17 protein-coding genes are annotated in these 17,652 nt (G+C 43.4%); 6 read left to right on the top strand and 11 right to left on the bottom strand.

The window, feature by feature from the left end; translation table 11 throughout:
- Window positions 1-586: 586 nt before the first annotated feature.
- Window positions 587-1,960 carry a M20/M25/M40 family metallo-hydrolase gene (locus ACVBDU_RS02075; RefSeq protein WP_447178125.1) on the bottom strand — a complete coding sequence of 458 codons (1,374 nt, stop codon included), beginning with the start codon at window positions 1,958-1,960 and terminating at the stop codon, window positions 587-589.
- Window positions 1,961-2,094: 134 nt separating this feature from the next.
- Window positions 2,095-2,973, bottom strand: coding sequence for a PPK2 family polyphosphate kinase (locus ACVBDU_RS02070; RefSeq protein ID WP_447178124.1), 879 nt, complete (start codon window positions 2,971-2,973; stop codon window positions 2,095-2,097).
- Between the two features lie 132 nt (window positions 2,974-3,105).
- On the opposite strand from ACVBDU_RS02070, the gene ACVBDU_RS02065 reads away from it, so the two are divergent.
- From ACVBDU_RS02065 to ACVBDU_RS02050, 4 genes are all read left to right on the top strand, one after another.
- Window positions 3,106-3,534: a DoxX family protein gene (locus tag ACVBDU_RS02065; RefSeq protein ID WP_447178123.1), complete on the top strand. Its 429-nt coding sequence runs from the start codon at window positions 3,106-3,108 to the stop codon at window positions 3,532-3,534.
- A 14-nt stretch (window positions 3,535-3,548) separates the two neighbouring features.
- On the top strand, window positions 3,549-4,019 hold the full coding sequence (locus ACVBDU_RS02060) for a DinB family protein (protein ID WP_447178122.1): 471 nt from the start codon (window positions 3,549-3,551) through the stop codon (window positions 4,017-4,019).
- 159 nt (window positions 4,020-4,178) lie between these two features.
- The gene (map, locus tag ACVBDU_RS02055; protein ID WP_447178121.1) at window positions 4,179-4,997 is read left to right on the top strand and encodes a type I methionyl aminopeptidase; all 819 of its coding nucleotides are present in this window, start codon (window positions 4,179-4,181) and stop codon (window positions 4,995-4,997) included.
- 50 nt (window positions 4,998-5,047) lie between these two features.
- Window positions 5,048-5,812, top strand: coding sequence for a class I SAM-dependent methyltransferase (locus ACVBDU_RS02050; protein WP_447178120.1), 765 nt, complete (start codon window positions 5,048-5,050; stop codon window positions 5,810-5,812).
- Window positions 5,813-5,901: 89 nt separating this feature from the next.
- Here the strand turns inward: ACVBDU_RS02050 and ACVBDU_RS02045 are convergent, their stop codons facing one another.
- Both ACVBDU_RS02045 and ACVBDU_RS02040 read right to left on the bottom strand, forming a co-directional pair.
- Entirely contained in the window at window positions 5,902-6,939 is a 1,038-nt protein-coding gene (locus ACVBDU_RS02045) for an FAD:protein FMN transferase (protein ID WP_447178119.1), read from the bottom strand.
- Window positions 6,914-7,273 (bottom strand): DUF8840 domain-containing protein, encoded by a 360-nt coding sequence (locus ACVBDU_RS02040; protein WP_447178118.1) that lies wholly within the window; start codon window positions 7,271-7,273, stop codon window positions 6,914-6,916. The genes ACVBDU_RS02045 and ACVBDU_RS02040 overlap by 26 nt, the downstream gene beginning before the upstream one ends.
- An 816-nt stretch (window positions 7,274-8,089) precedes the next feature.
- On the opposite strand from ACVBDU_RS02040, the gene ACVBDU_RS02035 reads away from it, so the two are divergent.
- Window positions 8,090-8,647 (top strand): YeeE/YedE family protein, encoded by a 558-nt coding sequence (locus ACVBDU_RS02035; protein ID WP_447178117.1) that lies wholly within the window; start codon window positions 8,090-8,092, stop codon window positions 8,645-8,647.
- Window positions 8,648-8,674: 27 nt separating this feature from the next.
- Entirely contained in the window at window positions 8,675-9,088 is a 414-nt protein-coding gene (locus ACVBDU_RS02030) for a DUF6691 family protein (protein WP_447178116.1), read from the top strand.
- An 85-nt stretch (window positions 9,089-9,173) separates the two neighbouring features.
- On the opposite strand, the gene ACVBDU_RS02025 is transcribed toward ACVBDU_RS02030, so the two are convergent.
- The 7 genes from ACVBDU_RS02025 to ACVBDU_RS01995 form a co-directional block, all read right to left on the bottom strand.
- The gene (locus tag ACVBDU_RS02025) at window positions 9,174-11,210 is read right to left on the bottom strand and encodes a dipeptidyl-peptidase 3 family protein (RefSeq protein ID WP_447178115.1); all 2,037 of its coding nucleotides are present in this window, start codon (window positions 11,208-11,210) and stop codon (window positions 9,174-9,176) included.
- Between the two features lie 372 nt (window positions 11,211-11,582).
- A complete protein-coding gene (gene nqrF, locus ACVBDU_RS02020; protein ID WP_447178114.1) occupies window positions 11,583-12,881 on the bottom strand; it encodes an NADH:ubiquinone reductase (Na(+)-transporting) subunit F in 1,299 nt (432 codons plus the stop codon).
- A gap of 19 nt (window positions 12,882-12,900) precedes the next feature.
- Window positions 12,901-13,515 carry an NADH:ubiquinone reductase (Na(+)-transporting) subunit E gene (nqrE, locus tag ACVBDU_RS02015; protein ID WP_447178113.1) on the bottom strand — a complete coding sequence of 205 codons (615 nt, stop codon included), beginning with the start codon at window positions 13,513-13,515 and terminating at the stop codon, window positions 12,901-12,903.
- Window positions 13,516-13,548: 33 nt separating this feature from the next.
- A complete protein-coding gene (locus ACVBDU_RS02010; protein WP_447178112.1) occupies window positions 13,549-14,262 on the bottom strand; it encodes an NADH:ubiquinone reductase (Na(+)-transporting) subunit D in 714 nt (237 codons plus the stop codon).
- Window positions 14,263-14,271: 9 nt separating this feature from the next.
- On the bottom strand, window positions 14,272-14,985 hold the full coding sequence (gene nqrC / locus ACVBDU_RS02005; RefSeq protein WP_447178111.1) for an NADH:ubiquinone reductase (Na(+)-transporting) subunit C: 714 nt from the start codon (window positions 14,983-14,985) through the stop codon (window positions 14,272-14,274).
- Window positions 14,986-14,987: 2 nt separating this feature from the next.
- Window positions 14,988-16,148 (bottom strand): NADH:ubiquinone reductase (Na(+)-transporting) subunit B, encoded by a 1,161-nt coding sequence (locus ACVBDU_RS02000; RefSeq protein ID WP_447178110.1) that lies wholly within the window; start codon window positions 16,146-16,148, stop codon window positions 14,988-14,990.
- Window positions 16,149-16,158: 10 nt separating this feature from the next.
- The gene (locus ACVBDU_RS01995; RefSeq protein ID WP_447178109.1) at window positions 16,159-17,499 is read right to left on the bottom strand and encodes a Na(+)-translocating NADH-quinone reductase subunit A; all 1,341 of its coding nucleotides are present in this window, start codon (window positions 17,497-17,499) and stop codon (window positions 16,159-16,161) included.
- Between the last annotated feature and the right edge of the window lie 153 nt (window positions 17,500-17,652).

Below are 17,652 nucleotides of genomic sequence, written 5' to 3'. Positions count from 1 at the left end.
AAAAACAGGCAAATGACGGACCTTCGGGGACAGGGCGAACGCTCCATAAATTTAGTTCGGTGAAAAGTTAAAGAGTTTTGTAGTTGAGGAGTTCTGAGTTTTAAAGTTTTACGATTTGTTTTTATTCGCGAATCAACTACTTGATTAATACTGTCGGGGCAAGCCGGCCGGCGGGTTTGTGTAATGGTTATTTCACAGAGACTCACAGAGGTTTCGCAGTGTTTCAGATTTGATAGTTGGCTTAACGTCATAACAATCTATGCGGTTACCAATCCGAACTCCAAAACTAAAAAACACCCGGAAACTGTTTTGAATCCCATTAAATTAAAAGTTGTGGGACAATTTCGGAGTTGAATGTCGTATCCGGAAACTCCCGGTTCGGCAGAAAGCATCTGCGGAACGCATCCATCAAAATCGGGGTTCGGACATAGTTCCCCGGTTCGGATCAGGGTATGGAAAAGGATCAGGTGCCATGCGGAACGGAGTCGTGGAGTGTACTTACGGAGAACTGTCGCACAACTCCGACCGGATGACATTTATAATCATCGGAATCACCCCTCTGTTATTCTAACAACGGTCTTCCGAATTACTTCAAATATTTATCCACCAAGTAAACCAGTGATGCCATGGTAGCTGCTCCCAATTGCAGCTCGCGTTTGTTTACATGCTCAAACGTATCGTTGGCTGCATGGTGATGGTCAAAATATCGTTGCGAATCCGGCATCAATCCGGCCAGAACAATGTTATCCTCTTTCAGCGGACCTATATCCGCGCCACTGTGCCCCTTTTGAAAAAGGTGGATCAGGTAGGGTTCAAATAAGGGTTTCCAGCTATTTATAAGCGCATACTGCTTGTCATTACAATCCAGGTTGAATCCGCGTGGAGAGAAACCGCCGGCGTCGCTTTCCAGGGCAAACACATGCTTTTCTTTTTTTGCTTTTGCCTCTTCGGCATATTTATTCCCTCCCCGAAGTCCGTTTTCTTCATTCATAAACAGCACTACACGGAGTGTTCGTTTCGGCTTATACCCCGTTTTCTTTAAAAGCCGCAGCACTTCCATACTTTGTACACAGCCTGCGCCATCATCATGGGCACCATCGCCGAGGTCCCAGGAATCCAGGTGTCCGCCTACAACCATTATTTCCTCCGGACGCTCACTTCCTTTTATTTCACCGATAACATTATAGGATTTCACATCTTCATACTGCCGGCAGGTTTGTTTGAGATAAAAGCGTATATCCGGATTGAGTGCCAGCATACCACTCAGCAATTCGGCTCCGTTCGTACTGATCGCCGCTGCGGGAATACGTTGTGATACCGGCGTATCGCCATAGCTCATAGCGCCGGCATGCGGATAATCGTCCAGGCGAAGGTTCATAGAACGGACAATAACGCCAACTGCACCGTATTTACCGGCTTCCATGGCTCCTGCATAACGCTGGTCCACGCATCCGCCATAGGCTTCAAAAGTTTGTATGAGGTTGGCCTGCATGGGCCGGTTGTAAAAAACGATCTTTCCTTCTATCTTTTCTCTCCCCAGTTTTTTAAGATCATCAAGTCCCTGCACTTCCACTACCTGCGCTTTGATTCCACTGGACGAAGTGGCTACGGAACCTCCGAGTGCACATACCGGGACATTCGTAGTTTTTCCGGGCGATGTTTCTATATACGCTATTTCGGGAGTTCCCCTCACCCATTTCGGAACCATTACGGGTTGCAACCATACTCTATCCAGTCCGAGGGAATCCAATTGTTTTTTGGTGTAGTTTACAGCCATTTCCGCATTCAGGGAACCGGAAAGCCTTCCTCCTATCTGGTTAGACAGGTATTCCAGCCAGTCGTATCCCTTCGCATCTAATAAAGCAGTATCATATATGGCTTTTATTTGTTTCTCATCGTTATTTTGCCCGAAAGACAGGACAAAAGATACCAAAAAGATTAAAAGAATTAATTTTCTCATGGTTCAAACAAGGTGGTTTAGGATTAAAATTGTGTCCGGAAAAGCAAGTAAGGTGAGAAAATACGGAACGGTGTTTACCTTTCCTACCCTTTATATCCTGACGATCCAAAAATAAGAACTATTGTTCCACAATCCTATTCCTCCTGCAACTGTTTTTTATAATCTTCCAGGTTAGCCATGGTCTTTTCATCCAGTTCCGGTTCCTGTACGTCCTTGTATTTTTTAAGTTCGTCATACAATATATCTGCCAGGATAAGCCTGCAGGCATTTTTATCGTCTGCGGGAAGTACATACCAGGGAGCATGTGCTGTAGAAGTGCGGTTTATTGCTTCCTCATAATATTTCTGGTATTCGTCCCAAAGTTCACGCTCTTCGAGGTCGCCGGGAGAAAACTTCCAGTTCTTGTTCTTTTTGTTCAAGCGGCGCAGCAAACGTTGCCGTTGTTCCTCTTTGGAGATATGCAGGAAAAATTTGAAGATAAGCGTACCATTATTAGCTACATGTTTTTCAAAATTATTGATCTGCTCAAACCTGTTGTTCCAGAATTCCGGCCCTATATCGTCCACATTTTCAATACCGGGGATATTTTCATTCAGGATATATTCCGGATGGACCCGTGTGACCAGGACGTTTTCGTAATGTGTACGGTTAAACACACTGAATTTTCCCCGCTCGGGTAATGCGAGATAATGCCGCCACAGATAATCGTGCCGCAATTCCAGTGTCGAGGGGGTTTTAAAGCTGTATACTACCACTCCGCGGGCATTGAGATCTTTAAAAACTTCCCGGATAAGACTGTCTTTCCCCGCAGTATCCATTCCCTGAATACAGATCAGTACCCCGTATTTCCCGTGAGCATACATCCTGTTCTGAAATTTAGCCAGTTTTTTCCTCTCTTTGGACAAGGCTTTTTCCAGCTCTTCCTCTGTTGCTTCCAGGGTATTTAAGGTAGGTATGTCTTGTAAACGAATGTTTTTTTCTATCCTGTACTCCGAAGTTTTTATCTTTTCCATATAATAACGGTTCATGGTTAAATATAAAAAGAATTTTGTTTAGTACTACGCTCTTCTTTAGTTGTATTACTATTCTTTATTAATTCTTATCTTTATGAAGTATAAACGCCCTAAACCACCCTTTAGATTTCTATGAACCGAAAGAAACGAAGAGATATTGCCCTGCTGGTGCTACGACTGGCTTTTGGTTTCCGGTTGATATACGGTGTTACGGATAACATCGTTTACTGGGACAGAATGCTGGAATTTCGTGATTTTCTCTCCGAAAATGGTTTTCCTCTTTCTTTACTATGTGCCATACTTTCCGTCTATGCCCAATTTTTTGCGGGTATTGGCTGGATTATCGGATACAAGGTAAGGATTTTAAGCTTTTTAATGCTTCTTAACTTCTTCGTTGCTATTGTATGGGTACATTTATGGCACGGAGACCCTTATTTACAAACAGCTCCTGCCATCCACATGCTTGTTGTGGCTTTCCTGATATATTTTGTACATGCTGGAAGGTATTCCGTGGATGCCTACCTGGAAATAAGAGAGAAAAAACGCCGGAAACCTGTTTAAACCTGTTGTGGTCCATGAAAAACATCATCCAAACCCAATACGAACTGGTAAAGGAATCCCGGGAGGTATTATTGGAATACTGTACCCGTATTTCCCAAAAGGACTTTACGAAAGAGAACAGCTCCTTCGGTAAAGGGAGCATCCGAAACCTACTGGTACACACAGGCAATACTTATGAATTCTGGATAGGAAAACACGCATTGCAAAAAGTGAAGGTGCCCACTCCGTACACTTCGGTATTCACCGTAGATCAACTTCAGCTTTTTTACAAGGATATCGATATGCTTATGGAAGAGTTTCTGGATCGTCATATCCCGGACTTTAACCGGAACATTTCTATTTGTATAAAGGGAAAAACCAGAAATATTTCGCCCTTGCAACTATTCATCCACGTCATTACTCATGAATTTCATCACAAAGGCCAGGTGCTTTCTTTGAGCCGACACCTGGGATATGTTCCCGTAGATACCGATATTATCCGTTAATGACATTCGGGTTTTCGGTTAGTCAGGGTTGCAGATGTTCCCGAACTTCTAACCCGCAACAGAAACCTGAAACAGCCGATGTTTCCATATTAATTCCTATTTTTGCGCCACGGTACGGTTTGCTCTTTTTTTGCAGACGAACTATAAAACAAGAAGAACATGATACAGATAAAATCACCGGAACAAATAGAACTGATGCGGGAAAGCGCCCTGATCGTGTCCAGGACACTGGGTATGCTGGCAAAGGAAGTAAAGCCCGGTGTTACGACTTTATATCTCGACAAACTGGCGGAAGAATTCATTCGCGATCACGGAGCCGAACCGGGATTCCTGGGATTGTACGACTTTCCGAACACGCTTTGTATGAGCCCTAATGCACAGGTAGTTCACGGTATTCCGAACGATACTCCTATGGAAGAAGGAGATATTATTTCTATTGACTGCGGTGCGGTAAAAAATGGTTTCTACGGAGATCATGCCTATACTTTTGAGGTCGGCGAAGTGAGTGGCGATGTGAAAAATTTACTCCGTATTACCAAAGAATCACTATATGAAGGTATCAGACAATTCCGGGCCGGAAACAGGGTTGGCGATGTGGGCTTTGCCATACAGCAATATTGCGAAAACAACGGTTACGGGGTTGTACGTGAGCTGGTAGGTCACGGATTAGGATCCAAAATGCACGAAGATCCGGAAATGCCCAATTATGGCAAACGAGGCCGGGGCAAGAAATTCGCAGAAGGCATGGTGGTTGCTATAGAGCCCATGATAAATATGGGAACACAACGCATTAAACAATTGAGGGACGGCTGGACCATCCTCACTGCCGATAACAAACCCAGTGCGCACTTCGAACACGATGTGGCTATTGTAGACGGTAAACCCGAGTTGCTTTCCACCTTTGCATATATCTATGAGGCCCTGGGAATTCAAAGCAATGAAGAAGACGAATTCAGGAAAGAAGCCCTGGTACTGTAATATGTTTTTTTTCTACACTCCTATCCCGTTTTTTCCGGAAGTTCCCTGCAATGAAGAAATTATTTAAGGCCATATTGCGTTTTATTCCCAGGCCCTGGCTCATACGGGCAAGCTACTGGGTAAGCCCCGCAATGGCCGTTGCCATGCGTGGCAATACCTATACCGACCCCATAGACGGTAAAAGCTACCGGTCTTTTCTTCCTTACGGGTATGAAAAACAACGGGGAAATGTTCTGGCCCCCGGCACACTTTCCCTGGAAAGGCACCGGCTCCTGTGGCTTTACCTCAAGAATGAAACAGATTTTTTCACCGCTCCTAAAAAGGTATTACACTTTGCCCCGGAACAGGCATTCTACAAACGTTTCCGCAAACAAAACAATCTTGAGTATACCACTACCGATCTGGAATCGCCCCTGGCTGATGTAAAAGCGGATATTTGCAACCTGCCATTTGAAGACAATAGCTTTGATATTATCCTCTGTAATCATGTACTGGAACATATTCCGGATGATACCACGGCCATGCATGAACTTTATCGTGTTCTGAAACCAGGTGGAATGGGAATTTTCCAGATACCGCAGGACCTGAATCGCAAAGACACTTTTGAAGATGATTCCATAACCGATCCCAGGGAAAGAGCGGCGATTTTCGGCCAGTACGACCATGTAAGGGTATATGGCAGGGATTATTTCGACAAACTCCGCAGCATTGGCTTTACGGTCGAGGAAGTCGACTATACTGCACAATTACCTCCGGAAGCAGTCCGCCGTTATGCCCTTGCCTTCGGGGAGGTTATTCCGGTTTGCTTCAAATAATAAATCCGGCAACACCAAAACCTTGTTTCGTCCCCATAAAAAACCGGGACCGATAAGCCCGGAAGCCCAGCAATTTCACATTTCGTTTTTTAGTCGAGAATCAGGGATTTAAACCCGTCTGTCATGTATTTCTGCATTTCATTATTTTCATCCATATACAGGATAAATGCATGTACCTCCGGTTTCTTTTCCAGGAATTCCATGGTTTTTTCTAGCCCCATTACCATAAATGTCGTAGCGTATGCGTCAGCATCCATACAGTTTTTCGCCAGGATAGTCGTACTAAGTACATTCCCCTTTTTCGTATACCCGCTTATCGGGTCAATAGTGTGCACGTATTTTTCACCGGTAATGGAGTCCGTGATAGTTTTTCGATAATTTCCGGAAGTGGCCATCCCCATGTCCCTGACGCGGATCTTAGCTACGAAAGAACGCTCTTCTTCGGCTTGTAACGGATCGTCTATCCCTACGATCCAGTCACGGTCTTTCACCGTATTTCTTCCGTATGCTGCCAATTCTCCTCCGACTTCGGCGATAAAGTTATCTATACCCCGGGCCAGGAAAAAATCTGCGATAACGTCTACGGTATATCCTTGTGCTATAGCGTTAAAGTCAAAATAAATATCCCTGTGTTTCTTACGGATCGTGTTTTCGGGGGTAAGCGACACCTTGTTAAAGCCACTGTATTGCAGTAAGCTGTCTACTTTGGTACTGTCCAGCGGTATACGACGATGATCCGGCCCGAATCCCCAGGCTCTTACCAGTTTACCAACAGTAGGATCAAAATTTCCCCCGGATTCTTTCCATATACGTTGTGAAGTCAGGAATACATTCCTGAAATTCTCATCGACCACTATAGTGCTATCCCCCTTATTGATTTTGGATATATCGGAATCCGGGCGGTATGCCGACATTGACATATCTATAGAAAGCAGTATGGAATCTACAGCAGGTTTCAGATCTTCTCCTTCACGATCCGTGATATAGCTAATGGTGTAGGTACTCCCCTGGGCTTCCCCGTGAATAACTACCGCTTCAGTTTTTTTTTCAGGCTGACAGCCTGTGAGTCCTGATCCCGCTAAAAATAAAACTATTGCTGTTTTAAACAATTTCCTGGATACCATCATAGTTTATTATGTAATTGCGGCCTTTTACAACCGGTTCTTCATAGTTTTCCGAATTAGCTATACCCACACCGGCATAGTATGTCCTTGCCTTGAACTTTAGTGCGTGCTCTCTGACAATTTCCATATACACTACATCGAATTCTTTGGGATTTTCAGGATAAAGGACGGCTTTTACTACCACAAAATGTAGTTTCTTGTTCTTCAGGCAGACAAACTGGGGATCTTTTTTGAGCTTACTGTTCACTGCAACAAACTCAAAACCCCTCTTTTCGAGGTCTTTTCCGACAACGTTCATGGCAAGATTATGCAATTCCTGTTCACTAAGAATTTCCATGCGGCAAAGATACTTATTTAAAAAGGATTCCCTGGTTAAAACCGGGGTTTGTTATCACTTTTCGCTCTTATCGCATCATAAAATTTAAGTTCAATTAATAATGTGCATTAAGGGTTGAAAATCAACTACCTCGGGGCAAGCCTGCGAGGTATTTAAATGAACAAGCCTTAGCTTATTTCGATACAGAGCATCAAGGAATAAGACCCATTTAATGGGATTCAATCTTTATAACCTTCAGGGGCATATTTTGATAAAGAATGAAATTGCACTTTAGTTATTGGTTATTAAGCTATTGAGTTATTCAGGCAATGCCTATAAACTGAATAACTCAATTACTCAGTAACCTAATAACTCGACTATTTTTTTATTGAAAAACCACAACTGATTGATCTTTAACTAAAAAAAATCTGACCCTTAATTAGCATTAATAGTTAAAGAACTGAGGAGTTTTGGAATGCTTTTTTAGTATCCTGTTAAAGGTCAAAACCTTGTCTTCTGAGACAGGCCAATTTCATTACAGCTACATTTAAGGCTCGGTAAACTTTAGTCACGGATTTACGGATAACAGGATTGGTTTTCTAAAAACTATTCGTGCCTTCGTGACGAAACAAACTTTCAGTGTGTTATAAAAAACCTATGGATTAGAAATCCATGTACCTCCCAACTCCGAACGCATCAACTCCAAAACTAAAAAAACAACCAGCAATGCTAAGAAGTTGTTTGAATTTTAAGGCGCATTTGCCCTGCCCTGTGTAACCACGGTTACACAGTTCCGGAAAGTTGTGCGTATTTTTGCAGTACAATCACACAAAGACTATGGATTTTATATTTAAACCTTTTCCCTGGTATCTCTCGGGGATACTCATAGGAGCGGTGATGCTGCTGCTGATATATATGGGTAAAAATTTTGGTATGTCTTCGAACCTGCGTACCATCTGCTCTGCCCTGGGCAGTGGTAAATACTGCGGTTTTTTCCGTTTTGACTGGAAGGCACAACGATGGAACCTCATGGTTGTTCTCGGGGCTATGATAGGCGGTTATTTAACGGTAAACTTCTTGTCGGACGGCAGTGGTGTAAACCTGAACCCGGACACGGTTACACAACTGGCGCAGATGAATATTGAAGCACCGGAAGGCAAATTGTTGCCGGATGCCATATTCGGTATGGGGAACGCTTTAACTCCTAAAGGATTGCTTATTCTACTGGGAGGTGGCTTTCTTGTAGGTTTTGGCGCCCGCTATGCCGGAGGATGTACTTCCGGGCATGCCATAAGTGGTATTAGCAACCTGCAATTGCCCTCGGTTATAGCTGTTATCGGCTTTTTCCTGGGGGGACTATTGATGGCTCATTTTATACTTCCGCTGATCTTTTAACAAGAGGATTCGCTTAAAAACAGTTTTATGAAATATATTAAATTTTTACTCACAGGTATCTTCTTCGGTATTGTGCTCACCAAATCCGAAGCGGTTTCGTGGTACAGGATATATGAAATGTTCCACTTTCAGTCCTTTCACATGTACGGCATTATCATGCTAGCCATTGGTACCGGGGTTATAGGCATTCAAATTTACAAACGGAGAAAAATAAAAAATACGGAAGGAGAGATTATACAAATCCCGGATAAAGAGAAAGGATTTACGCGTTATCTTGCCGGAGGCATTCTATTCGGGCTGGGGTGGGCGCTGGCGGGGGCATGTCCCGGACCTATGTACATTCTCTTCGGAGCGGGTTTCTGGAGTATGGGGATTGTTATCCTGGGTGCCCTGGCCGGAACTTTTGTCTACGGACTACTCAAAGATAAATTACCACACTAAATAGCAAGCAAACACCATAAAAAAAGCCTTCCGAACGAATCCGGAAGGCTTTTCTATTGATAAGTCTCTTACTTCAAGACACTGTTTAATTTTTAAGTGGTAAAAATCCGTAGTTTTCGGAATAATTCAGCATTTGTTCTTCAAAGCTTTGGGGTTGCGTTACTTTAATTGCGGTAATTTCCCCGGTATCATTGGTTTCCGGCACCAGTACCGGATTCACAAAACCGCTGTAGGGGGCAGATTTAAACACTTTGTTCCTATCCAGAACTTCTTTGTGCACCGCCTGGTCCACTTTTACTCCGTAACCTTCCACAAGCGCTTTCGCGGCTTCGTAATCGCCTTCGGATTTAATGCGCTGGGTTTCTTGCAACAATTCTCCGAACAATCCTCTTAATTTATCGTAATCGTTAATATTGTAATAGGTCTTGCCATCCCTCTTTATCTTTTCAATAACATTCTCTTTCTGACCTTTTTCGTACACCCAGGCCGATACCCATTGTCGATTACGCATATGTGCTTCTTCCACATCTTTGCCAGGCTCCAGGCGTACAAGCTGTGTGAGCAAACCGTTGCGGATATATCCGTCATACTCCGCCATAGCAACTTTGCGATAATCGTCCACCAGGCCGAGTTCCTGTATTTTCGGGTCCATAATATAGTATAACCCTACCAGGTCTGCCCTTCCTTCTTCCAGGGTGGAAGCGTAGCTTTTCAGGGTTTCCTTGGTTTCTCCCACACCGGGATTCAGTTTTCCGGAAGCGTGCCCTATAACTTCGTGAAGGGCAGTATGTAACTTCCCTCCCAGTTCCCCGTATTTTTTAGCGAGTTCCAGTTCTTCTTTATCGTGGACAAATTCTTTTAAGCGATCCCCGCTTCCGGCATTCCCGTATGCTTCTATGATATTTCCTAACGAAACGGACTTGGAACCGTGTGCTGCACGTATCCAGTTGGCATTAGGAAGGTTCACCCCAATAGGTGTGCTCGGTGAAGCATCTCCCGCTTCACCTGCCACGATAACCGTTTTGTACGACACCCCTACCACATTCTCCTTTTTGTGTTCCGGCATCAGCGGGGAATTGTCTTCGAACCACTGTGCGTTATGGGCGAGGACTTCCATTTTTTTGGACATCTCAAAATCCTTGATCTGTATGATGGACTCGTAAGATCCACGATATCCTTTAGGGTCGTTATATACTTCTATAAAACTGTTGATATAATCTATATTGCCTTCGGTTGCTTTGGTCCAGGCCACATTATAATCGTCCCAGGTCTGCAGGTCTCCCGTCCTGTAATACTCCATAAGCAATCCAAGCGCTTCTCCCTGTTTTTCATTCTCAGCCACCTCTTTTGCCTTTCCGAGCCAATAAATGATCTTATCTATCGCTTCTCCATACATTCCCCCGCTTTTCCAGACCTTTTCTACCAGCTTGCCATTCTCTTTAACCAGTTTGGAATTCAAACCGAAAGAAAGCGGTTTCGCCGGGTCGGGAGATTTCATCTTTGCATAAAAAGCATCTACTTCATCCGCACTGATTCCTTCACCATAAAAATTTATTGCGGATCCTTTTATCAAACCCTTCGATTCATCCAGGTTTACCTTTTTGGCATCGACATCATTAAAAAGTATATGCACTACAGTATCGTCGAGTTCTGTCCCGGTTTCCTTCAAAAGAGTGTCCAGGTATTCTTTACTGAAACCGGGTTTTATTTTGTCGTTGGAGTAGTGATGGTGAATGCCATTGGAAAACCATATGCGTTTCAGATATACCTCAAATGCTTTCCAGTCTGCCGAAGTTTTATCTCCCTCATAGGTTTTATAGATATCCTCAAGGGCTTTTCGTATGGCAAGATTGTGTTTGTAATTCTGATCCCACATAATATCCCTTCCGGAGAGGCCGGCCTGGGTGAGATAGTAAACCAGTTTTTGTTCTTTAAGGCTCAGGTTATCCCAGGACGGTATCTGGTAACGAAGAATACGAAGGTCGGCAAACTGCTCTACAACGTAATCAAACTTCTTTTCCGATACTTCTGTTTTTTTCTCCCGGTTTCCTTTTTTTTCATCGGCACAGGAAAATAACAATCCGCAGACCAATGAAAAGCTAAGTAATATTTTCGCATTCATATTTTTAGTGATTTTCGAATAGAATGCCACAAAAATAACAATTATATAACTCCAACTCTATTAAATGTTATTTTTATAAATAGAACTCGTTTAAACTTTTTCCAATTGGCTACAAAATAATCTTTTTGCCCCAAATTTTGTCTTTTTATTACTCCGTAGCTCTGCTATGCAATGCAAAAAAGCCAAAATTTGGAACAAAAATCTCTATTTTTCGCTTCAATCAAAAAAGTTTAAACGAGGTCATATTCAAGACCGTTGTATGGAATGGAAAGTTGCAGATTAATGGAATAAAGGAATTTGTAAAAAAACAAAAAAACCGATACAGCTATTATGCATCGGTTCCTTTGTTTGTATAATTTGGTTGTTCGTAGGTTACCCTCCGAAATCGTCGAATCTTACATTTTCCGGCGGTACACCAAAGTCATCACACATTTTTTCTACTGCTTTGTTCATCAAAGGAGGTCCGCAGAAATAGAACTCTATATCTTCAGGCGCCTCATGATGGTTCAGGTATTGATCTATCACTGCCTGGTGTACAAATCCGAGGAATCCGTCTCCTTCGGCATCATCCACGTTTTTCTTTTCTTTCCAGTTATCTTCCGGAAGTGGCTCAGATAATACTATATAGAACTTGAAGTTAGGAAATTCGTCCTGCAGTTCTTTGAAGTGATCCAGGTAGAACAACTCCCTCTTAGAACGTCCACCGTACCAGTAACTCACTTTTCTACCAGTTCTCAGGGTTTTAAAAAGGTGGTACAGGTGCGAACGCATAGGCGCCATACCTGCCCCTCCACCTACGTAAAGCATTTCTGCTTCCGAAGGGTTGATAAAGAACTCTCCGTAAGGTCCGGAAATAACTACTTTATCTCCTGGTTTTCTGGAGAAGATATAAGAGGACGCTATACCGGGGTTCACATCCATCCAGTTGTTCTTGGCACGATCCCACGGCGGAGTAGCCACCCGAACGTTCAGCATGATCTCTCTTCCTTCGGCAGGGTAAGAAGCCATGGAGTAAGCACGTTCCACTGTTTCATCGTTCTTCATTGTCAATGGCCACAGGTTAAATTTATCCCACTCCATTTTGAACTTATCAGGTTCTCCCGGGTGTTCTTTAGGGTGTGCGGTAATGTCGATATCTTTAAAATCAACAACGCATTTGGGAATTTCGATCTGGATATAACCTCCGGGCTGATAGTCCATATCTTCGGGAATCTCCACAACGAATTCCTTGATAAAAGAAGCTACGTTATAGTTTCTGACCACGACTGCATCCCATTTCTTAATTCCGAATACTTCCTCCGGAACTTCGATCACCATATCCTCTTTTACCTTCACCTGGCAACCGAGCCGCCATCCTTCGGCAATTTCTTTTCTGGTAAAGTGCGGTTCTTCGGTAGGCAGAATGTTTCCTCCGCCTTCCAGCACACGACATTTACATTGGATACAAGTACCACCGCCACCACAGGCAGACGGCAGGAATATTTTGTTATTTCCGAGTGTTGACAAAAGTGTTCCTCCGGAAGATACCTCCACATCCTTTTCGCCATTGATGTGCAGCGACACAGGGCCGGACGGTACCAATTTAGACTTAGCCCCCAAAAGAATGGCAACAAGTACCAGGATCAACAACAAAAATATAACTATACTGGCTAAGATCACTGAATAATCCATATTCTATATATAAAACAATTTATAATGAAACTCCCATAAAACTCATAAAGCCTATTGCCATAAGCCCTGTGATAATAAAAGTAATTCCCAATCCCCGTAAAGGCGCCGGCACGTTGGAATAGGTGATCTTTTCGCGGATGGCGGCAATGGCGAGGATCGCCAGAAACCAGCCTATACCGGAACCTACCCCGTAAATGGCGGACTCTCCCAAACCACCGAAATCTTTTTGCTGCATGAACAGGGATCCACCGAGGATAGCACAGTTCACCGCGATCAGGGGAAGAAATATTCCCAGGGCCCCATATAATGCCGGGGCAAATTTTTCCACAATCATCTCTACCAGCTGTACCATAGATGCAATTACCGCAATAAACATGATAAAGCTGAGAAAGCTAAGGTCTAAACTGGCATACTCCGCACCTAACCACGAAAGTGCTCCGGGTTTCAACAAGTAGTTATCCAGTAAGAAGTTTATAGGAACCGTTATAGCCAATACGAAAATAACCGCTGCTCCCAATCCCACGGCTGTTTTTACCGTTTTGGATACTGCAAGATAAGAACACATGCCCAGGAAGTAGGCAAAGATCATGTTCTCTATAAAGATACTTTTTACGAAGAGATTTACGTAATCCATTTTTTTAGTTTTTACAAGACAGTGAAGAGCCTTTTATCTTTTTTCGATTAGTTTTCTATTCCTGGAACGTTGTATCCATATCAGAATACCTACGGTTAACAGAGCCATCGGGGGAAACAACATAAATCCGTTATTTTCGTATCCTACAGCATACAATCCCGTAGATTCTGCCAGGGTTACTCCCTTATGTCCCAATACTTCTATTCCGAACAATTTCCCGGAGCCGAGCAATTCCCTGAAGAATGCCACAATAATAAGGATCAATCCGTACCCGGCCGCATTCCCTATACCGTCCAGAAAGGATTTCCAGGGACCGTTACCCAATGCAAAAGCTTCCAGGCGCCCCATTACAATACAGTTGGTAATGATAAGCCCCACGAATACGGAAAGCTGTTTACTGACATCGTATGCATACGCCTTAAGCACCTGGTCTACCAGGATTACAAGTGAAGCCACAATAACCAGTTGCACGATAATACGAATACGGTTTGGTATAAGGTTCCGGATAAGGGAAACAATAATATTACTGAATGCCATTACCGCCATTACGGCAAGTGTCATTACCACAGCAGGTTTTAACTGTACCGTAATAGCCAAGGCCGAACAGATTCCCAATACCTGTACGGTAATCGGGTTGTTATCGTTCAGCGGATCGGATAACAGCTGCCTGTTTTTCTTGGAAAACAGGGGTTCTTTTTCCTCAGACACAAAAAGAAATATAGGCGATTTTTTAGCTTTTTTACTCATGATGTCCTATTAATTTAGTGCTAATTGAGTTTTTTGTTTCTTAAAGTAAGGCAGATAGTGCAACAAACGTTCTTTTATCATTGCCGATACACCATCGCCGGTAATGGTAGCTCCGGAAATGGCATCCACCTCGTTATCGCCTTTGGTGCCGCTACTTTTAGATACTCGTACACCAACAAGTTCGTCACTGTCGTCAAATATCTTCTTACCTTCAAACTGTGCCTGGAACCAGGGCTGGGTAATTTCTGCTCCAAGACCGGGGGTTTCCCCGGCATGGTCAAAATTAACTCCTTCTATAGTGTTCAGATCATCTTTAAGAGAAACATAACCCCAGATAGCATTCCAGAGCCCCGCTCCCCTCAAAGGTACAATATAATATTTTTCTCCGTCAACATCTGCGATGTAAATAGGGAAATGCTGCTCACTCACCGGAAGTTTAAGTTCTTTGTTCAGGTCCAGATCAAAAGCTTTCGAACTTTCATCTACGGAACCGTCAGACATCAAAGATAATTCTTCTTTAATGTAGTCTTTATACTTCCCTTCTGCAGCTTCCCTCTCCACGTCAATTCCGATAGATTTAAGGATATTCTGCATTTTTTCTTTTCTCACATTCTCATCTTGCTTCGGTTTGAGGGAAGTCGCCGCGAAAGCAAGCAGGAACGCGACAATTACCACCATTGCTATAGCAAAGATAAATGTATATGTATTACTCTCTCGGTTCATCACTAAGCAGTTTTAAGTTGTTTAGACGCCAGTCTTTTCTTTCTCCTTTTTATGTTAGCTTCCACAACATAATGATCGATGGTCGGCGCAAATACATTCATCAGCAGTATTCCCAGCATTACTCCTTCCGGATATGCAGGGTTGAACACCCGGATCATAATACAGAAGAGTCCTACCAGTATACCATATATCCATTTCCCTTTGGTTGTCTGGGCTGCAGAAACGGGATCCGTAGCCATAAACACCACACCGAAAGCAAAACCACCTACCATCAGATGCTCGTACCATGGAAAGCTCATCAGGGCATTGGCACTCCAAAGGTTAAACAGAAGTCCCATAATAGTTCCTCCTATAACGGCACCGAGCATAATCCTCCAGCTTCCTACCCCGGTGAAGATGAGCAATGCTGCTCCTATCAGGATAAAAAGCGTGGATGTTTCCCCGATAGATCCGGGAATAGCTCCGCTAAACATATCAAACATACTGAAATGTACATCGTGACCGGCAGCAAGGCTTCCCAGGATAGTTTCTCCTGAAATTGCGTCTACGTTAGTAGCCTCCGAAACCCATACTTTATTTCCGGACATGTACGTGGGATATGCAAAAAATGCAAAAGCCCTGGCAACTAAAGCGGGATTCAGAATATTCATCCCCGTTCCGCCAAAGGCTTCTTTTCCGATCAATACTGCAAATGCAACAGAAAGACCTACCATCCATAAAGGAATATCCACGGGCATTATCATGGGAACCAGCAGACCTGTTACCAGGAAACCTTCGTTCACCTCGTGTCCTCTGTATATGGCAAAAACAAATTCTATTGCCAGACCTACTCCATAAGACACTACAATAATAGGTAGTACTTTCCACAAACCGTGTGTAAATGCGTCCATAAAGGCCACATCACCACCATTTAACTGGTGTAGGTATTGGTACCCGGTGTTGTAAATGCCGTAAATCAGGGCCGGTAAAAGTGCAATAACCACGGTAATCATGGTACGCTTCAGGTCTACCGCATCACGGATATGCGCACCTTTTTTAGTGGTATGGTTGGGCACGTAAAGGAATGTATCCAACGCGTTGATCGCGGGTGCGAACTTTTCCCATTTTTCCCCTTTTCCGAAGGGTTTCTTCAGTTGATCTATTTTATTTCTTAAAAACTTCATAGCTTATATATTAGCCAACTTCTTTAATCATTAAATCCAGTCCCTGCCTGATGATATCCTGCGCTTCGATCTTGGAGGTACAGGTATAGTCTATCAGCGCAAAGTCTTCGGGGGCTACTTCGTAAATCCCCAGGTTTTCCATTTTTTCGATGTCGTTTACCATACAGGCTTTCAGCAACTGCATAGGATAAACATCCATCGGCATTACCTTTTCCATCTCTCCGGTAACTACCAACGCTCTCTCCTCACCGTTCAGGTTGGTATCTACCTTATATTTCTTCTTAGGGAATAACCATGAAAAAGAAGTATGGTGCATGCTCGGTATGTTGTTGTCTTTGAAAGGCAACCATCCGAACATTCTGTAGTCGTTTCCTTCGGGGATTACGGTTAGCGTACTGGGATAAAACCCGATGAAACCGTCTCCGGATATCTTGTCCCCGGTAAGCACATCACCACTGATAATCCTTACATCGCCAGAATCGTTATTTACAAGAGCCTTTACGGAAGACCCTATTTTCACCCTGTAATACTGAGGTTTTTCCACTTCGGTACCGGCAACGGCAACCGTACGGGTAGCGTCGAACTTGCCGGTACGGAACAGTTTACCTATGATAGCCACATCTTCAGGGCTGATCACCCACACCCGTTCTCCCGCATTCAAAGGATCGATATGATGTATCTGCACGCCCACATTTCCTACCGGATGCGGCCCGGAAACCCGGTGAATTTCCACTCCTTTTACATTACCGAAAAAAGAAGAACCTTTAGCTACGGACAAATGGGTCTTACCTGCTGTTAATTTGGCTACAGCATCAATCCCTGTCTGAAAATCTTCTTCCCTGCCCTGAAGCACAAACTCAACATCGGCTGCCAGCGGAGCGCTTGCATAGGCCGAAATAAAGATAGCTTTCGGAGTGTCGTCCGGATTAGCGACTACATCATAAGGACGTTGGCGGATAAAAGGCCAGCATCCGTTCTCCAGTAAAAACTCCTTTACCTCTTCAGGAGAAAGCTGTTTCGGATCCCCGGCACCAATCTCTTTGTAAACATCCTGGCTGTCGGCTTCAATCACCACTTCCAGTATCCTACGCTTAGCGCCTCTTCTTATTTCCGCGAGTGTACCACTAACCGGAGCTACGAATTTTATTTTTTCGTTGTACTTGGAATAGAAAATAACATCACCTGCTTTTACTTTTTCTCCCTCTTTCACAACCATTTTAGGAGTAGTGTTGTGAAAATCCGTGGGCTTTAGTGCGAAGGTTTTAACTCTCGGGGCTTCTGAAACTACTTTTTCCGCCTCCCCTTTCAAATTGATGTTTAAACCTTTTCTGATACGAATGTCATTGGACATGTTACAATTGGATTGTTTTGAAAAATAGGTTATTCAAAAATTCATGCAAATTTATAAATTTATGGAATATTTATTCCCCATAGGAAAGCACTGTTTTTGTTATTTATATCCATTCTAAACAAATGCTTTGTTTTTGATTATAAAGGTAAAACA

The organism is Sinomicrobium endophyticum (genome assembly GCF_052983315.1).
This window is presented reverse-complemented; position numbering and strand designations above follow the sequence as displayed.